13 protein-coding genes are annotated in these 16,988 nt (G+C 43.1%); 5 read left to right on the top strand and 8 right to left on the bottom strand.

The window, feature by feature from the left end:
• Positions 1 to 278 precede the first annotated feature (278 nt).
• From glgA to topA, 3 genes are all read right to left on the bottom strand, one after another.
• Positions 279 to 1,733, bottom strand: a complete 1,455-nt coding sequence (glgA, locus tag QUF19_RS11130; RefSeq protein WP_286293326.1) for a glycogen synthase GlgA — start codon at positions 1,731 to 1,733, stop codon at positions 279 to 281.
• Complete coding sequence (glgC, locus tag QUF19_RS11135) at positions 1,723 to 2,940, bottom strand: glucose-1-phosphate adenylyltransferase (protein ID WP_017111053.1); 1,218 nt, start codon at positions 2,938 to 2,940, stop codon at positions 1,723 to 1,725. The genes glgA and glgC overlap by 11 nt, the downstream gene beginning before the upstream one ends.
• A gap of 536 nt (positions 2,941 to 3,476) precedes the next feature.
• The gene (topA, locus tag QUF19_RS11140; RefSeq protein WP_286293329.1) at positions 3,477 to 6,107 is read right to left on the bottom strand and encodes a type I DNA topoisomerase; all 2,631 of its coding nucleotides are present in this window, start codon (positions 6,105 to 6,107) and stop codon (positions 3,477 to 3,479) included.
• A gap of 440 nt (positions 6,108 to 6,547) precedes the next feature.
• Between topA and QUF19_RS11145 the strand changes: the two genes are divergently transcribed.
• Positions 6,548 to 6,793, top strand: coding sequence for a YciN family protein (locus QUF19_RS11145; RefSeq protein ID WP_017105775.1), 246 nt, complete (start codon positions 6,548 to 6,550; stop codon positions 6,791 to 6,793).
• A 62-nt stretch (positions 6,794 to 6,855) separates the two neighbouring features.
• Here QUF19_RS11145 and aroA read toward each other — a convergent pair whose 3' ends face one another.
• Positions 6,856 to 8,136 (bottom strand): 3-phosphoshikimate 1-carboxyvinyltransferase, encoded by a 1,281-nt coding sequence (gene aroA, locus QUF19_RS11150; RefSeq protein ID WP_286293334.1) that lies wholly within the window; start codon positions 8,134 to 8,136, stop codon positions 6,856 to 6,858.
• Between the two features lie 161 nt (positions 8,137 to 8,297).
• Positions 8,298 to 8,753, bottom strand: coding sequence for an outer membrane lipoprotein (locus tag QUF19_RS11155; protein WP_102434758.1), 456 nt, complete (start codon positions 8,751 to 8,753; stop codon positions 8,298 to 8,300).
• Between the two features lie 53 nt (positions 8,754 to 8,806).
• Between QUF19_RS11155 and aat the strand changes: the two genes are divergently transcribed.
• The 3 genes from aat to infA all read left to right on the top strand — a co-directional run bounded on the left by aat (position 8,807) and on the right by infA (position 10,515).
• Positions 8,807 to 9,520 (top strand): leucyl/phenylalanyl-tRNA--protein transferase, encoded by a 714-nt coding sequence (aat, locus tag QUF19_RS11160; protein WP_286293336.1) that lies wholly within the window; start codon positions 8,807 to 8,809, stop codon positions 9,518 to 9,520.
• Positions 9,517 to 10,215 (top strand): arginyltransferase, encoded by a 699-nt coding sequence (locus QUF19_RS11165; RefSeq protein ID WP_286293337.1) that lies wholly within the window; start codon positions 9,517 to 9,519, stop codon positions 10,213 to 10,215. The genes aat and QUF19_RS11165 overlap by 4 nt, the downstream gene beginning before the upstream one ends.
• Before the next feature lie 81 nt (positions 10,216 to 10,296).
• Positions 10,297 to 10,515: a translation initiation factor IF-1 gene (gene infA / locus QUF19_RS11170; RefSeq protein WP_001040192.1), complete on the top strand. Its 219-nt coding sequence runs from the start codon at positions 10,297 to 10,299 to the stop codon at positions 10,513 to 10,515.
• Between the two features lie 363 nt (positions 10,516 to 10,878).
• Here the strand turns inward: infA and clpA are convergent, their stop codons facing one another.
• Complete coding sequence (gene clpA / locus QUF19_RS11175) at positions 10,879 to 13,152, bottom strand: ATP-dependent Clp protease ATP-binding subunit ClpA (protein WP_102434755.1); 2,274 nt, start codon at positions 13,150 to 13,152, stop codon at positions 10,879 to 10,881.
• A gap of 39 nt (positions 13,153 to 13,191) precedes the next feature.
• On the bottom strand, positions 13,192 to 13,512 hold the full coding sequence (gene clpS / locus QUF19_RS11180) for an ATP-dependent Clp protease adapter ClpS (protein ID WP_017105781.1): 321 nt from the start codon (positions 13,510 to 13,512) through the stop codon (positions 13,192 to 13,194).
• Positions 13,513 to 14,080: 568 nt separating this feature from the next.
• Here clpS and cspD point away from each other — a divergent pair.
• Positions 14,081 to 14,302, top strand: a complete 222-nt coding sequence (gene cspD, locus QUF19_RS11185) for a cold shock domain-containing protein CspD (protein WP_017105782.1) — start codon at positions 14,081 to 14,083, stop codon at positions 14,300 to 14,302.
• A 324-nt stretch (positions 14,303 to 14,626) separates the two neighbouring features.
• Here cspD and QUF19_RS11190 read toward each other — a convergent pair whose 3' ends face one another.
• A complete protein-coding gene (locus tag QUF19_RS11190) occupies positions 14,627 to 16,852 on the bottom strand; it encodes an NADP-dependent isocitrate dehydrogenase (protein WP_286293346.1) in 2,226 nt (741 codons plus the stop codon).
• Positions 16,853 to 16,988 lie beyond the last annotated feature (136 nt).

Below are 16,988 nucleotides of genomic sequence, written 5' to 3' on the forward strand. Positions count from 1 at the left end.
CTTTAATTATAATAATGGAGCTATGCCTCATCACGAGGCGATGGCTAAGGATATCACGCTATTAAGAACTTTAAGTGATAATAGTGTCAAACCTAACATTAGTCATGTGAATACCTGCCCCACCTTTTTTACCTGACTAAAATGAGTTTGCAAGTTTTGTCTTCGTAAACGTGATGTGTTCTGACCAGAAAACAAAAAGGCACTCTAGTCTCAGAGCGCCTTCTTTCATTACAAACTATTACTAGCTTTCAGCTTAATTTTAAAGCTATTTCAGCAAGTTAAAATGCAGAATGGTACATTGCAAGATACTCTTTTGCCGCATCTTCCCAACTAAAATCTTGCTGCATGGCATAAAGCTGAACACGCTTAATTTCAGATGAATTTTGTGCGTAAAGCAATAATGAACGATGTAACACAGCCAGTAATGCTTGTGGTGTCGGTTCATCAAAAGCAAACCCAGTCGCGACCTCAGGATTCTGATCGTAATCATTCACGCTGTCTTTTAAACCACCGACAGAACGAACAATCGGTAACGTACCGTAAGCCATGCTATAGATTTGGTTTAAGCCACAAGGCTCAAACTCAGAAGGCATCAAGAAGAAATCTGAACCAGCCTCGACCAAGTGCGCTAATTCGTTGTTATACGCTTCAACAAACGAGAACTTGTCTGAGTGAAGTGCCGACAACTCTTTTAGCTGACTCGCCAATACTGGATCACCTGTACCCACAATCACAATCTGCAAGTCGTTCTTCAAGAATTGCTCGATGATTGGCAATAAGTAATGAACGCCTTTTTGATTGGTCAGTCGGCAAACCATGCCATACACAGCACAATCGATAACAGGTAGACCGACATCTTGTTGCAGCTTTTGCTTACAAGCCGATTTCCCGCGAACCATGCTGTGCTTGGTCGCTTTGTATTTGCGAGGCAGGAACGCATCCGTTTCCGGGTTCCATGCACCGTAATCACAGCCATTCAGAATACCGAACAGATCGTCAGATCTGTGTTGGAATTCAGCCGCCATACCATGGCTGCCTAATTCCGTCTTCAGTTCTTGTGCATAAGTAGGGCTAACTGCATTCACTTTATCTGCACACAATACACCCGCTTTCAGCATGGTCACGTGAGTATCACTTACGGCTGCTTCTGGGACATTATGACTGTGCATTTCAGGCAGAGATTGCAACTCTTCGTAAGAAAACACGCCTTTAAAAACGGCATTGTGAATCGAGATTACGCTGCGTGTGTTTTTAAAAAAGTCGTGCTGTTGATAACGAGACTTAAGCAAGAAGGGAACAAAACCCGTGTGCCAATCATTGGCATGAACGATATCGGGCTGAAAGCCAAGTTTAGGAAGCATATCCAAACACGCAGCACTAAAGAACGAGAAACGCTCTCCGTTATCAGCATAAGCATGATTATTTTCAGCGTACATCTCAGGGCGGTCAAAATACTTGGCACATTCAATACCAAAAACTTGAACACCTTCGACGCTCAATGTCTTAACTTGATAAGCGGTGTGAGGCCAATGATCCAACTCAGTAGCCAAGATGACTTCTGCTGAATCAATGTTTGGGATGTTTCGATAAGCGGGGATGGTCACTCGAACATCTTGTTCGAGTGTTTGTAACGCTTTAGGCAGTGCCTTGGCTACATCAGCCAAGCCACCACTTTTAATTAAGCCTTCAACTTCAGACGCTACAAAAAGTACCGAGAGAGTCTTAGTAACCAACTCGTGCTCCTTTAGAAATCACGACTACACCATCGTCAGATACATGGTAATGCTTTTTATCTTCTGTCAGGTTTACACCAATCTGAGTGCCTGGTGCAATGTCTGCATCTTTATCAATGATAACGCGACGTAGTATACAACCTTCGCCAACTTTCACATCACCAAGTAAGATACTCTCGCTGATATCACACGCTGATGCGATATTGCTGCGGAAACCCAATACACTCTTTTCAATACGCGAGCCGCGAACATAACTACCGCTACACACAAGGCTATCAATGATCTGAATTCGACCATTTGCCGAGTCAGTAAAGGTAGCTGGTGGTAGTGGCGGGTAATAAGTGTGTAGAGGCCATTTACGGTTGTATAACGAGAATGGTGCATCTTTCTTAAGAAGGTCCATATGTGCTTGCCAGTACGCGTCAATCGTACCTACATCGCGCCAGTAAACTTCTTCTTTTTCACCGGTAATGCGGTTAGTGCTGAAGTCATAAACAAACACGTCACCACGTGGGAACATGTTTGGAATGATATCTTTACCGAAATCGTGAGTAGAATCAGGCTTATCTGCATCTTCTGTTAGTTCGGCAAACAGCTCTTTTGCTTCGAACACGTAGTTGCCCATTGAAACGAGCGCAGATTCAGGATCGCCTGGAATCGGCTTCGGATTTGCAGGTTTCTCTTCAAAGCCAATCATACGGCCTTCAGCATCAACCTCAATAACACCGAATTCTGATGCTTCAGCAAGCGGCATGCGCAGTGCAGAAACAGTTAGTGCTGCTTTCTTCTCTTTATGGAAATCAAGCATTTGTTTGATGTCCATTTTATAGATATGGTCAGAACCAAAAATACATACTTGATCAGGTTCTTCCAACTCCATAAAGCCCATATTTTGGTAGATAGCATCTGCTGTGCCTTCGTACCAACGCTTTCCTTTACGCATTTGCGCAGGAATAGGGTCAATGAAGCGATCTGTTATACCACTGATATTCCAACCTTTTTTCATATGGTGGAACAGTGATTGTGACTTGAATTGTGTTAATACATAAATCTTCATCAGATCAGCATTAACGAAGTTGTTCAAAGCGAAATCAATTAAGCGGTAGCTACCACCGAAAGGAACCGAGGGTTTGCTGCGAGATTCAGTTAAAGGTCTTAAGCGAGAGCCTTCACCACCAGCAAGAATCATTCCCAATACACCAGCCATTTTATTCTCCATATATTTATAGCTTGTCGATGTCAGTACTCGTAGAGGTATCTTCCTCTGGGGGATGAGCACTAACACTTGTTTCGGTACTTAACGAATATCCATTCACATACAGTGACAGTATCCTAAGCCAAACGTTGTTGCGTGTGCACTATTCTTTGCACTTGGTTTTATATACGTTATCGACTTTCCTGCCGATTTCAATTTTTAATACGCCATTCTGTGCTACGTAAGCTGATTGCTTTCCTAAGACTTAAAGCAGCTCACATTACACCGCCTGAGCGAAACATTACATTAACACCCGACACACATCAGGTATACAACTAAACACTGATCTGTGACTTACAATATTTTAATTAAGTTACATTCTCGTTACAGTTGCATAAGAAGATATTATTAATTCATTCATTTATTTTACGGTGTGAATTTAATGAATTTCCACAAATGAGATGAAAGCTCAATCAGTTGCATAATTAGTCATATTTAGATCAAAAAAAAGCAGCCTCGAGGCTGCTTTTTTAGTCAATAACGTTCAATTACTTTTCTTTGGGCTTTTTACGTTTATCCGTTACTTCCCATTTGCCATCGATATATAAAGCAGTCCAACCAGAAGGTTTTCCGTCTACTTCAGTTCGAACATAGTTTTCTTTTGTCTTACGACTAAAGCGAACTACAGCTGGCTTACCATCTGGATCAGCAGCAGGTGCTGATGCTAGGTATTGGAATTTAGGTGAAATACGGTCTTTAAAACGAACAAGCTCTTCCACTAATGGGGCACGTGTTTCACGTGATTTAGGGAAATTACTCGCCGCCATAAACAAGCCAGAAGCACCATCACGAAGAACAAAGTACGCGTCTGAGTTTTCACATGGAAGCTCAGGGAAGTGCACAGGGTCTTCTTTCGGTGGCGCAACTTCGCCGTTTTTCAGAATCTTACGAGTGTTTTTACAATCTTCACTCGTACAATCCATGTATTTACCAAAACGGCCGTTCTTAAGAACCATGTCAGAACCACACTTGTCACATTCAACAAGTGGACCATCATAGCCCTTCACTTTGAACTCGCCGTGTTCAACCACATAACCTTCACAGTTAGGGTTGTTACCACAAACATGCATCTTACGCTTATCATCGATCAGATAAGCATCCATTGCCGTTTCACAGATAGGACAACGCTTTTTAGCTCGAAGTGCTGCGGTTTCAACGTCTTCTTCAAGAACGTTAATAATGCCTTCTTCATCACCAAGGTTGATCGTTGTCTTACAACGTTCTTTTGGTGGAAGCGCGTAACCAGAACAACCTAGGAATACGCCAGTTGAAGCAGTACGAATACCCATTTTACGGCTACAAGTTGGACACTCAATATCGGTTTCAACGATATGGTTTGGCTTCATGCCACCCGCGTCTTCTTCGAGATCCGCTTGTTCTAGGTCGCCAGTAAAGTCTGTGAAGAAGTTATCTAAAACGCCTTTCCAGCTCGCTTCACCTTCTGCGATTTGGTCTAACTTTTGCTCCATACGAGCGGTAAAGTCATAGTTCATTAGGTCGTTGAAGCTGCCGTCTAGACGGTCAGTAACAATTTCACCCATCTTTTCAGCATAGAAACGACGCTGTTCAACTTTCACATAGCCACGGTCTTGGATTGTCGAGATGATTGATGCGTACGTTGAAGGACGACCAATACCACGCTTCTCTAGTTCTTTAACCAATGCAGCTTCAGTGAAACGTGCTGGTGGCTTAGTGAAGTGCTGTTTAGGGTCTAGAGCAATCAGGTCAAGCTTATCGCCAATTTGAACTGAAGGAAGAATAGTATCTTCATTCTTGCCCATTGGACGTTGAACACGAGTCCAACCATCAAATTTAAGGATGCGACCTTTCGCTTTCAGCGTGTACTCATCCGCTTTAACACTTACTGTTGTTGAATCGTATTGCGCTGGCGTCATTTGACACGCGACGAATTGATTCCAAATCAGCGAGTAAAGCTTGTGAGCATCAGCATCAACACCATTTAAGTCTTCAGACTTAACATCAACACTTGAAGGACGAATCGCTTCGTGGGCTTCTTGTGCGCCCTCTTTGCTACCGTAAACAAGTGCTTTAGCTGGCAAATATTGCGCACCAAACTCGGAACCAATGTATTCACGTGCGGCCTCTACAGCCTCTGAACTCAAGTTAGTCGAGTCAGTACGCATATAAGTGATGTAACCCGCTTCATAGAGGCGCTGAGCCAGCATCATGGTTTTCTTTACGCCGTAGCCAAGACGCGTACTCGCAGCTTGTTGCAACGTTGACGTGATGTAAGGGGCAGACGGCTTACTCTTCGTTGGGCGGTCTTCACGTTTACATACTTCGTATTGAACTTTATCTAAAACACTGACGGCAGCCAAAGTTTGCGCTTCATTTACCGGTCTGAAAGCAACACCATCTTTTTGTGCGACTTGCAGTCTGAAATCTGTTTTATCCGTTGTTTTAGTATCAGCGTGCACATCCCAGAACTCTTCAGGGATAAAGGCGTTGATCTCGCGCTCACGTTCAACCAGTAGTTTTACAGCGACTGATTGAACACGGCCAGCGGATAGGCCTCGTGCTACTTTTTTCCAAAGCAGAGGTGACACCATAAAGCCCACAACACGGTCCATAAAACGTCGTGCTTGCTGTGCGTTTACGCCATCAATGTTTAGCTCACCTGGAGTTTCGAAAGCTTGCTGAATAGCATTCTTAGTAATTTCGTTAAAAACCACTCGTTTGTATCGCGTTTCATCGCCACCGATGATCTCACGAAGGTGCCATGCGATAGCTTCTCCTTCGCGATCCAAATCGGTTGCGAGATAAACATGGTCTGCGTCCTCAGCCAGTTTTTGCAATTCAGCAACGACTTTTTCTTTACCAGGTAGAATTTGGTAGTTCGCTTCCCACTCATTGTATGGGTTGATACCCATCTTTTTAATAAGCGCTTTGCGATCTTTTTCTTTCTTGATACGAGCTTTATCTTCTGGGCTCATACCCTTGGTTGAAACTGCAGTAGCCTTTTTACCGGTGCTTTGACCTGCCGTTGGTAAATCACGTACGTGACCTACACTCGACTTAACGACAAAGTCTTTGCCAAGATATTTATTGATGGTTTTAGCCTTGGCCGGCGACTCCACTATAACTAGCGATTTACCCATATTGACTCTAACGTCCTTAATCACGATGCTTCAGCACCAACAATTTAACTTGTGGGCTTTTACGCATGATATTCTAAATTCATTGCTTCTTTTTTTACTATTGTGCGAGATTACTAGAAGATCAACCGCTTTTTTCAAAATTGGATCTGATCGGTCGACAAATCGACGACTCAGCAGATAAAAGGGTCACAATGTAAAAAAGCGATCAAGTACTCACGAAGAATACTTGCAAGAGCCTATTCATCAGGCATTACGTATAAACGCGGTCATACTAAGCTTGTCCGCGAATCTAACGCGAGCTCCATTCAATTATTTTTGTCATAAATCACAAAATAAATGATGGAGATTCGAAAAGACTCTCTTATTCGGTTGTGAAATCATTGAATTTCTAGTGCTACACAATAAACTCAACGATATATTCAGTTATCAGAGATAAACTCATGACAAAGAAAGTAATAGCAGAATTTGATTTACTGCTTATCGCAAACCAAATTATCCAATCACATGATGACTACATTGAAGGCATGCGCACAAACAGCGTAGTAGAAAAAGACGACGTACTCGTCTTTAAAGGTGAATACTTCTTAGACAGCAACGGATTGCCAACAGAGAATACAACCGCAGTATTTAACATGTTTAAATACTTAGCGCACCATCTTTCAAAAGAATTTACGCTTCAACAATAATGAAAAAGCTTGCCATTTAGGCAAGCTTTTTTACTTCCTGAATCTTTATACACTCAGTATTTTTATTGGCTCAGCATTTTCAGCTTGTCGAAGTAGTCAGGGAAAGTCTTTGAAGTACAACCTGGATCATTAATGGTCACAGGTGTATCACTCAACGCCACCAACGAGAAACACATAGCCATACGATGATCATCATAGGTATCTATCGCCGCATGTGTCAGTTCAGCAACAGGGTTAACGATGATGTAATCTTCACCCTCTTCAACCTCTGCGCCAACTTTACGAAGCTCTGTCGCCATCGCCGCTAAGCGATCGGTCTCTTTAACACGCCAATTGTAAACATTACGAATGGCGGTTGTACCTTTAGCAAACAAGGCTGTCGTTGCGATCGTCATCGCTGCGTCTGGAATATGGTTATAATCCATATCAATGCCTTTCAGCTCGCCACAGCGAGAGATAACGTAGTCATCACCCCATTCAATTTCAGCACCCATTTTTTCAAGCGCATCAGCGAATTGGATATCACCTTGGATACTATTTTTACCAATACCCGTTACTTTAATCTCGCCGCCTTTAATCGCCGCAGCGGCAAGGAAGTAAGATGCCGATGATGCGTCGCCCTCAACTAAGAAGTCACCCGGCGCAGAGTACGATTGACCCGTAGGAATAACGAACTCTTGGTAATCGTTATTGATCACATCCACACCAAATTGTTTCATAATGTGTAGTGTGATATCGATGTAAGGCTTCGAAACTAATTCGCCATCAATTTTAATGGTCACTTCGCCTTCGGCTAAAGGTGCAGCCATCAAAAATGCCGTCAAAAACTGACTAGAAATAGAACCATCAATAGAAACCGTACCACTCTTAAGGCCAGTGCCCTTAATTTTTAACGGTGGGAAGTTTTCATTTTCTAGATACTCTACATCAGCGCCTGCTGCTTTCAATGCGGTGACTAGGTGACCAATTGGACGCTCTTTCATACGAGGTTCGCCGGTCAGTACATATTCGCCATGGCCCAAGCATAACGCCGCGGCTAGTGGACGCATCGCTGTACCTGCGTTACCTAAGAAAAGTTCAAGAGCTTGGTCGCTTGAGAATGCACCACCAAAGCCCGTTACTTCACAGACGGTTTTATCTGCAGACAATTGATAGTCAACGCCCAACTGAGTCAAAGCATTCAGCATATGACGGATATCATCACTGTCTAACAAATTGGTTAGGCGTGTTGTTCCAGTCGAAAGTGCCGCTAAAAGAAGTGCTCGGTTAGAAACACTTTTTGAGCCAGGTAAGTTAACTTCCCCGCTCACTTTTTGAATTGGTTGTAACGTAAGGCTTTCCATTAATCTTTTAGTCCTTGTACCACCCGAAGCCACTGGCGCGTATTTATTTTCGGGTGATGAATAATTCTTCGTACTTGCAGACTAACGAACTTTTCCGATGAACTCCAGAGCTAATCCCTCCGTTAAAGGCTATTAATCCGCCAACTAAACGTATTTACATACTAGTATGCTAGATCCACTCGCACGCCATCAGAAAAATAAAGGATTCGCACGTCATCGCCACGACTAAACAACATAGAGTTGTCGACATCTTGAATGATATTAACCAGCTTATTGTCTTTGGTTTTGACCAACAACTCGACCAACTTGTATTCAACCCTATATTGGGTGTTACCTCGATTACGCGCAATACCAGCCCCGGCAACAGCACCAACGGCCGTAGCTACCTCTTTACCCGTGCCACCACCAAATTGGTTACCGATCAAGCCACCTATCGCCGCGCCTAACAAGGTTTCCCAACCATTCGCTTTCGATTCAACGATTTCCTGTTGAGTGATATATCTAACCGTATCAATTTCACCATAAACGACCTCGTTCACAGGACGAGCTTCGTTCCGGTTGTAAGCTGCATTTGCCAACATGGGCAAAACAAGTAAAATCCAAAGCAACTTTTTCATGGTAAAACTCCTGAAGACCTCTTGGTCATTGATTAATCTGTAATGCGGTACTTATGACTATATACCTAACCGAGCTTGATACTACTAGTATAGAGTTTCCTTCGCCCTTTGAAGCCCTCGACGAACCGAATGGCTTGCTCGCCTTTGGTGGCGATTTATCACCGATGCGAATTTTAAACGCTTATAGCCAAGGTATATTTCCATGGTATGGGCCTGGGGAGCCTATACTTTGGTGGAGCCCTGCACCGCGAGCAGTATTTAATCCTAAGACATTCGAACCGTCAAAAAGTCTTAAAAAGTTTCAAAGAAAGCACAATTATCGAGTTAGCATCAACCAAGCGACCGATAAAGTGATTGGTTACTGTTCGTCGCTCAGGCCTCAAGAAGAAACGTGGTTGAACGAAGATATGCAAACCGCCTACCGCGACTTGTCTGCATTAGGTTTTTGTCACTCGGTAGAGGTTTGGCAAGATAATGAACTGATTGGAGGCCTATACGGCTTGCAGAGAGGTCAGGTATTTTGTGGTGAATCGATGTTTAGCTTGAAGACCAATGCCTCTAAAATTGCGCTATGGTATTTCTGCAGACACTTTAAGCAATTTGGAGGAAAGCTCATCGATTGCCAAGTCATGAATCCTCACTTGGACTCATTAGGCGCTATCGAAGTAGAAAGAGACGAGTTTCTTAGTACTCTGAAAATACTCAAAGAAAATCAGCTTAACGATGGATGTTTTGAAGCACAATGGCTAGAGGAAATGCCTTCATGAGTTCAGATTTACAACAAATCAGAATTGGATTGACCGATAACCATGCTTGCAGCTATCTGCCTCACCTCCAAGAACGTGTAGCAGTAACGCTCGATGAATTTATGCACACGGCAGATAACTACGAAGTACTGCTTGCGAATGGGTTTCGTCGCAGTGGCAGCACGATCTACAAACCGCATTGTGACAACTGCTCTGCTTGTCAGGCTATTCGCCTTTCCATACCTGAAATAAAGTTTTCAAAAAGCCAGCGACGAATCCTGAACAAAGCCAAGTCATTCCACTGGGAATTTAAAGACGAGATGGATGACAACTGGTTTGATTTATACAGCCGATACATTACAGCTCGTCACCAATCCGGAACCATGTATCCTCCAAAGAAGGAAGAATTCCTACAGTTCTCCAAAAACGAGTGGCTTACTACACAATACATGCACATCTACAATGAAAAACAGTTGGTTGGCATTGCCGTTACCGATGTTATGTCTCACTGCACCAGTGCGTTTTATACCTTCTTCGACCCTGACATCGATATATCTATGGGAACCTTAGGCGTTTTGTTCCAGATTCAACACGCGCAAAAAGAGCAAAAACAATGGCTGTATTTGGGTTATCAAATCGATGAATGTCCTGCTATGAACTATAAAGTACGATTTCAACGTCATCAAAGGCTAGTAAATCAACGGTGGCAAGGGTAGAATACGCGACAACTTTACATATTTTGATTTTAACGGCACAATCAAGCCGTTGAAAACCGCCAAGTTTCGAAAGAGGATTAGATGGCTAAAGAAGACGTAATCGAGATGCAAGGCACTGTCCTTGATACTCTACCAAACACGATGTTCCGTGTTGAGCTTGAAAATGGTCACGTAGTGACAGCACACATCTCTGGTAAAATGCGTAAGAACTACATCCGTATTCTTACTGGTGATAAAGTAACTGTTGAGATGACTCCATACGACCTTTCTAAAGGCCGCATCGTCTTCCGTGCTCGTTAATTTTTAATTATCGAATACGATAAGAAACGGAGCTATATGCTCCGTTTTTTACCGCCTATACAAAAGCAAATAGATTCGCTAATCGCTTTATAAGTCATTCTATTTCCTAAAGTAGCGTTCCTAACCCGCGTCACGCCCAGCTAAAGCCTCACCCTTCAATGTTTAGCCCTCAACTCTATATCGCCAAGTAAATACTCATTATTACGCTCTAGTTGCATCTACACGCATTCCTAGCTGTCTTTTCAGGAACGCAGATACAAAAAAACGCACAACCGAAGTCATGCGTTTTTATCAAAGTATTGCGTTTAAGTGCGTCTACTCTTCGTTAGTGACTAATAGTAGTTAGCTGCTAGTCTCTAGCTCTTAGTGCATCACTTCTTCTTTGGCACCTACGTAAACAAAGTCCAGTTCATCTTTCTTCAGAGACACTTTCACAGTACCACCGTCGACCAAACTACCGAATAACAGTTCATTCGCAAGCGGCTTCTTAAGCTTCTCTTGAATAACTCGGCCCATAGGACGTGCGCCCATAGTCTTGTCATAGCCTAGATGTGCCAACCAGTGACGAGCATCTTCAGACACTTCTAAAGAGACACCACGTGCGTCCAGTTGAACCTGAAGCTCTACAATAAACTTATCGACAACTTGGCTGATTACACTTGGGTCTAAACTGTTGAACCAAATGATATTATCAAGACGGTTACGGAACTCCGGTGTGAAGACTTTCTTAATCTCACCCATTGCATCTGGTGCATGATCTTGTTGGATCAGACCGATCGATTTCTTCTCGGTTTCCGCGACACCTGCGTTAGTCGTCATTACTAAGATCACATTACGGAAATCCGCTTTGCGGCCGTTGTTGTCCGTCAAAGTACCGTTATCCATCACTTGTAATAACAAGTTAAAGATATCTGGGTGAGCCTTCTCGATCTCATCAAGTAACACCACAGAGTGCGGATTCTTGATGACTGCATCAGTGAGTAGACCACCTTGATCGTATCCTACATAACCAGGAGGAGCACCGATCAAACGGCTCACAGAGTGACGTTCACCGTATTCAGACATATCAAAACGCAGTAGCTCAATACCCATCAGTTTAGAAAGCTGAACCGTAACCTCGGTTTTACCCACACCAGTAGGACCAGCAAATAGGAATGAACCAACCGGTTTATTGTCTGCTCCTAATCCTGCACGAGTTAGCTTGATCGCTTCGCTCAATACATCAATAGCTGGGTCTTGTCCAAATACCAACATTTTCATGCGGTCATCCAGTTTCTGCAGCGTATCTTTATCTGAAGATGATACTGACTTTTCAGGAATACGAGCCATTTTCGCAACCATCGACTCGATATCAGCCACGCTCACTGTCTTCTTACGACGACTTGCTGGAGCCAAACGACTACGAGCACCCGCTTCATCAATAACATCAATCGCCTTATCTGGAAGGTGACGTTCATTGATATACTTAGCAGACAGCTCAACAGCAGCACGTAATGCTTTATTTGTATAACGTACTTCGTGGTGAGCTTCGTATTTTGGCTTCAAGCCAATCAGAATCTTGGTCGTGTCATCAAGTGATGGTTCAACAATATCGATTTTTTGGAAACGACGAGATAACGCACGTTCCTTCTCAAAAATACTGCTGTACTCTTGGTAAGTGGTTGAACCGATACAACGTAATTTACCACTGCTTAGTAGCGGTTTGATTAAGTTTGCAGCATCAACTTGTCCACCAGATGCAGCACCCGCACCAATGATGGTGTGAATTTCGTCGATGAACAAGATAGCGTCTTCTTCTTTTTCCAGTTGCTTAAGAATGGCTTTAAAGCGCTTCTCAAAGTCACCACGATATTTAGTACCTGCAAGCAGTGAACCAATATCTAAAGAGTAAATCACGCTGCTCTGAATGATTTCAGGCACCTGCCCTTCAACGATACGCCATGCAAGACCTTCTGCAATGGCCGTTTTACCTACACCTGCTTCACCCACTAACAGAGGGTTATTTTTGCGACGACGACACAATACTTGAACGGTTCGCTCAAGCTCTTTGTCACGGCCGATCAGTGGGTCGATGTTACCTTGCTTAGCCACTTCATTAAGATTGGTTGCAAAGTTTTCTAAACGGTCTTCAGAATTTGCTTCTTCAGCATTTTCTGCACCACCAAATGAGTCAGAAGATGAAGCGCTGTCGCCTTCATTGCTTGCTTTAGTAATACCATGTGAGATGAAGTTAACGATGTCTAAGCGACTGATGTCGTTTTTCTTAAGTAGGTATGCCGCGTGAGATTCTTGCTCACTAAAAATAGCCACAAGCACGTTTGCACCTGTTACTTCACTGCGACCTGAAGATTGGACATGAAAAACCGCGCGCTGAAGTACTCGTTGGAAGCTCAATGTAGGCTGGGTTTCTCGAGTTTCATCGTTTTCTGGGATAAGCGGGGTTGTTTGGTCAATAAAAATATCGAGCTCATTACGAAGAGCATCGAGATCAGCCTGACAAGCTTGGAGCGCTTCCTTGGCCGCATCATTTTCTAATAATGCTAGTAGGAGGTGTTCGACAGTCATAAATTCATGTCGCTTGTCTCGCGCACGAGCAAATGCGCCATTTAAACTCGACTCTAATTCTTTATTTAGCATAAGTACCTCCTAAGGGAACAACAGTGTTGTTCGAGCAATTTATACTTGCTCCATTGTACATAGTAGCGGATGCTCATTTTCCTTTGAGTACATCCTTACCTGCGCTACCTTTGTTTCCGCTATTTCAGCACTGTATGTGCCGCAAATAGCTTTACCTTCATAATGAACCTTGAGCATCACTTCCGTTGCTTGTTCGATATCTAGTGAGAAAAACCGCTCGAGGATCTCAATTACAAAATCCATTGGCGTGTAATCATCGTTGTTCAGTACAACGTTATACATAGCCGGTGGCTTTACTTTTGTTGCTTCTTTCTCCAGTAAATCTGAGCCTGGAGCTGCCCATTCGAAGTTTCTGCTCATATCAGCTTTGCTAGGGTTATTTTTCGGAATTCGTGAGTGCTTACTTAACTCAAATCTACCACATTCACGCTTTACGGTGTACTAAGAAACTGCACCAAGAAACAGTACCAAAAAATATTCCTCTATACTGAGCCTAATCCACCATTTCCATCGCTGCAAATAAAAGATGTCTATTAACAGGATTAACATATGTGATTGATTAAAAAGACACCATTACTATTGACGCCGACCATAAGATCACCACTAAGTTACTATTTAGTTAATAGTTTGTAGTTAATCTCGAATGTGATTTGTTATTAAAATTGATCACTTTTATACCAATTTACTATTGACTGCGCTCAATCATTAGCTACATTGGTGCTAAAAGGTTTTTCTTAAGTAACCTTAACAATAAGCAAAAAAATGCAATAACAAGGAATTATTACGCAAGGTAGCGTTAATTTCCGTAAGCAATGTACGAGATTCAAGTTATCAGCTGAAATCCGTTAGCTGGTAAGAATGATATCAATCGCACTTACGACAATTGATATAACAACGTTAGTAACAAAATGCATGAGGGATGTATAGCATGGCTACAGGTACAGTAAAATGGTTTAACAACGCCAAAGGGTTTGGCTTTATTTGTCCAGAAGGTGAAGACGGCGATATTTTTGCGCACTATTCCACAATACAGATGGATGGTTATCGAACCTTGAAAGCGGGTCAGCAAGTCGACTATGAAGTAGAAAGTGGACCTAAAGGCTCCCATGCTAGTTCCGTTGTTCCTGTCGAAGGCAGCGCCGCTAAATAGGCGATTGCCAAATCATGTTGACCTCCATCAGCGTTAATTAACGGCTGACAGGTAAGCAGAATATTGAAACCGCTCATTTGATACCTTTAATACAGGATTAAATGAGCGGTTTTTCGATCTGGTAGCTATGAAAGTTGCTCACAGTACAATTCATTCGAGGATGTTCGACCTCAAGCTAGGTCGAGGAAAGTATTATGAAAAAAAAGACGCTTTAACGTTATCGTTAAAGCGTCTTTCGTTTTGACTTAATCTATGACTTAACGGTCAGATCAAGCGACTCGTTAGCAACCCATATCCATGACTTGCTAACGGTGAGTCTAATCACTATGCGTCAATAAACGCGTTCAATGTAGCACTCGGGCGCATTAGCGTTGAAACTAGTGCGTCATCTAGTAAGTAGTAACCGCCTAAATCGCCAACAACACCTTGAGCATTGTTCAGCTCAGCAACAATCGCTTCTTCGCTTTCAGCCAGTTGACTTGCAACACCTGCAAACTCAGCAGCTAGGTCAGCATCAACTGTTTGCTCAGCAAGCGCTTTAGCCCAGTATGTTGCTAGGTAGTAGTGACTACCACGGTTATCAAGCTCACCGACTCGACGTGAAGGAGATTTGTTTTTGTCTAGGAATTCACCGGTCGCTTTATCAAGTGCGTCAGCGAGAACTTGTGCTTTAGCATTACCTGTCACTACGCTTAGGTGCTCTAGTGATGCCGCTAATGCCAAGAATTCGCCTAAAGAATCCCAACGCAGATGGTTTTCTTTCTCTACTTGTTGCACGTGCTTAGGCGCAGAACCGCCAGCACCTGTTTCAAACAGACCGCCACCATTCATTAGTGGAACAATCGACAGCATTTTAGCTGACGTACCAAGCTCTAGAATTGGGAACAAGTCTGTTAGATAATCACGTAATACGTTACCTGTAACAGAAATAGTATCTAGACCTTCTTTAATACGAACCAGAGAGTATTGAGTTGCTTCAAGTGGAGCAAGGATCTTAATTTCAAGACCATCTGTATCGTACTCAGGAAGATAAGCTTCTACTTTCTTAATAAGCTGAGCGTCGTGTGCTCGAGCTGCATCTAACCAGAATACCGCAGGAACACCCGCAGCACGTGCGCGAGTTACAGCAAGCTTAACCCAGTCTTGAATTGGTGCATCTTTAACCTGACACATACGGAAGATATCGCCTTCCTCTACGTCTTGCTCAAGAAGAACAGAACCAGAAGCGTCAACCACTTGAACCTGACCTGCAGCTTCTAGGATGAAAGTCTTATCGTGAGAACCGTATTCTTCCGCTTTTTGAGCCATCAGGCCAACGTTTGGTACGCTACCCATCGTTGTTGGATCGAAAGCGCCGTTCTCTTTACAGAAATCAATAACAGCTTGGTAGATGCTTGCGTAGCTGCGATCTGGGATCATAGCTTTAGTATCTTTTTGTTTACCTTCTGGATCCCACATTTGACCTGAAGAACGCAGCATTGCAGGCATAGATGCATCAACAATGATATCGCTTGGTACGTGTAGGTTGGTAATACCGCGGTCTGAATCTACCATCGCTAGTGGTGGTTGAGTCTCGTATACCGCTTGTAGATCAGCTTCAATCGCTTGCTTCTGATCTTGAGGAAGCGCAGCAATTTTTGCGTATACATCGCCGATGCCATTATTCACATCAACACCGAGTTCTTCGAATAGCTGACCGTGCTTAGCAAATACGTCTTTGTAGTAAACCTTAACCGCATGACCAAAAATCACAGGGTCAGATACTTTCATCATGGTAGCTTTCATGTGAAGTGAAAGCAGAACGCCTTGCTCTTTAGCTGATGCGATCTCTTTTTCAAAGAATGCAACCAGAGCAGCTTTGTTCATTACAGATGCATCAATGATCTCTTGATCTTGTAGAGCAAAAGCTGGCTTCAATGTTTTCTTCGCGCCATCTTTGCCTACGAATTCGATGCTGACTTCTGTAGCACCTTCAATCGTTACTGACTTTTCGCTACCGAAGAAGTCTTTGTCTTCCATGCTTGAAACGTGCGACTTAGAGTCTGCAGACCAAGCACCCATTGAGTGTGGGTTTTTCTTCGCGTAGTTCTTAACAGAAAGTGGAGCACGGCGATCCGAGTTACCTTCACGTAGAACAGGGTTTACTGCACTGCCTTTGATTTTATCGTAAGTCGCTTTAACGGCTTTCTCTTCGTCAGTATTTGCTTCTTCTGGATAATTAGGAAGTGCGTAACCTTTTGATTGAAGTTCTTTGATCGTTGCTTGAAGTTGAGGTACAGATGCCGAGATGTTTGGAAGCTTGATAATGTTCGCTTCAGGTGTCTTAGCCAATTCACCTAGTTCTGCTAATGCATCACCGATACGTTGCTCTTCGTTCAAGTAGTCAGGGAAGTTGGCAATAATGCGCCCTGCAAGTGAAATGTCGCGAGTATCAACGTTAATACCAGAAGAAGCTGTAAAAGATTGAATGATTGGCAGCAGAGAGTAAGTAGCTAGCGCCGGAGCTTCGTCTGTAATGGTATAGATGATCGTTGGTTTTTCAGTAGGCATGAAATTTCCCTATAGTTCTGACAAGCTCACTTAAAGTAGTGAGAATGTTATAAATTGACCAGTAAGCCACTCAAAGAGTGAAAACTGCTTACTCGTTAGTCGTACTCTATCTTATTTTTCATGCAATCTTGATGAC

Source organism: Vibrio sp. FE10, assembly GCF_030297155.1.
In the GTDB taxonomy this organism is placed as follows: Bacteria; Pseudomonadota; Gammaproteobacteria; order Enterobacterales; family Vibrionaceae; genus Vibrio; species Vibrio apostichopi.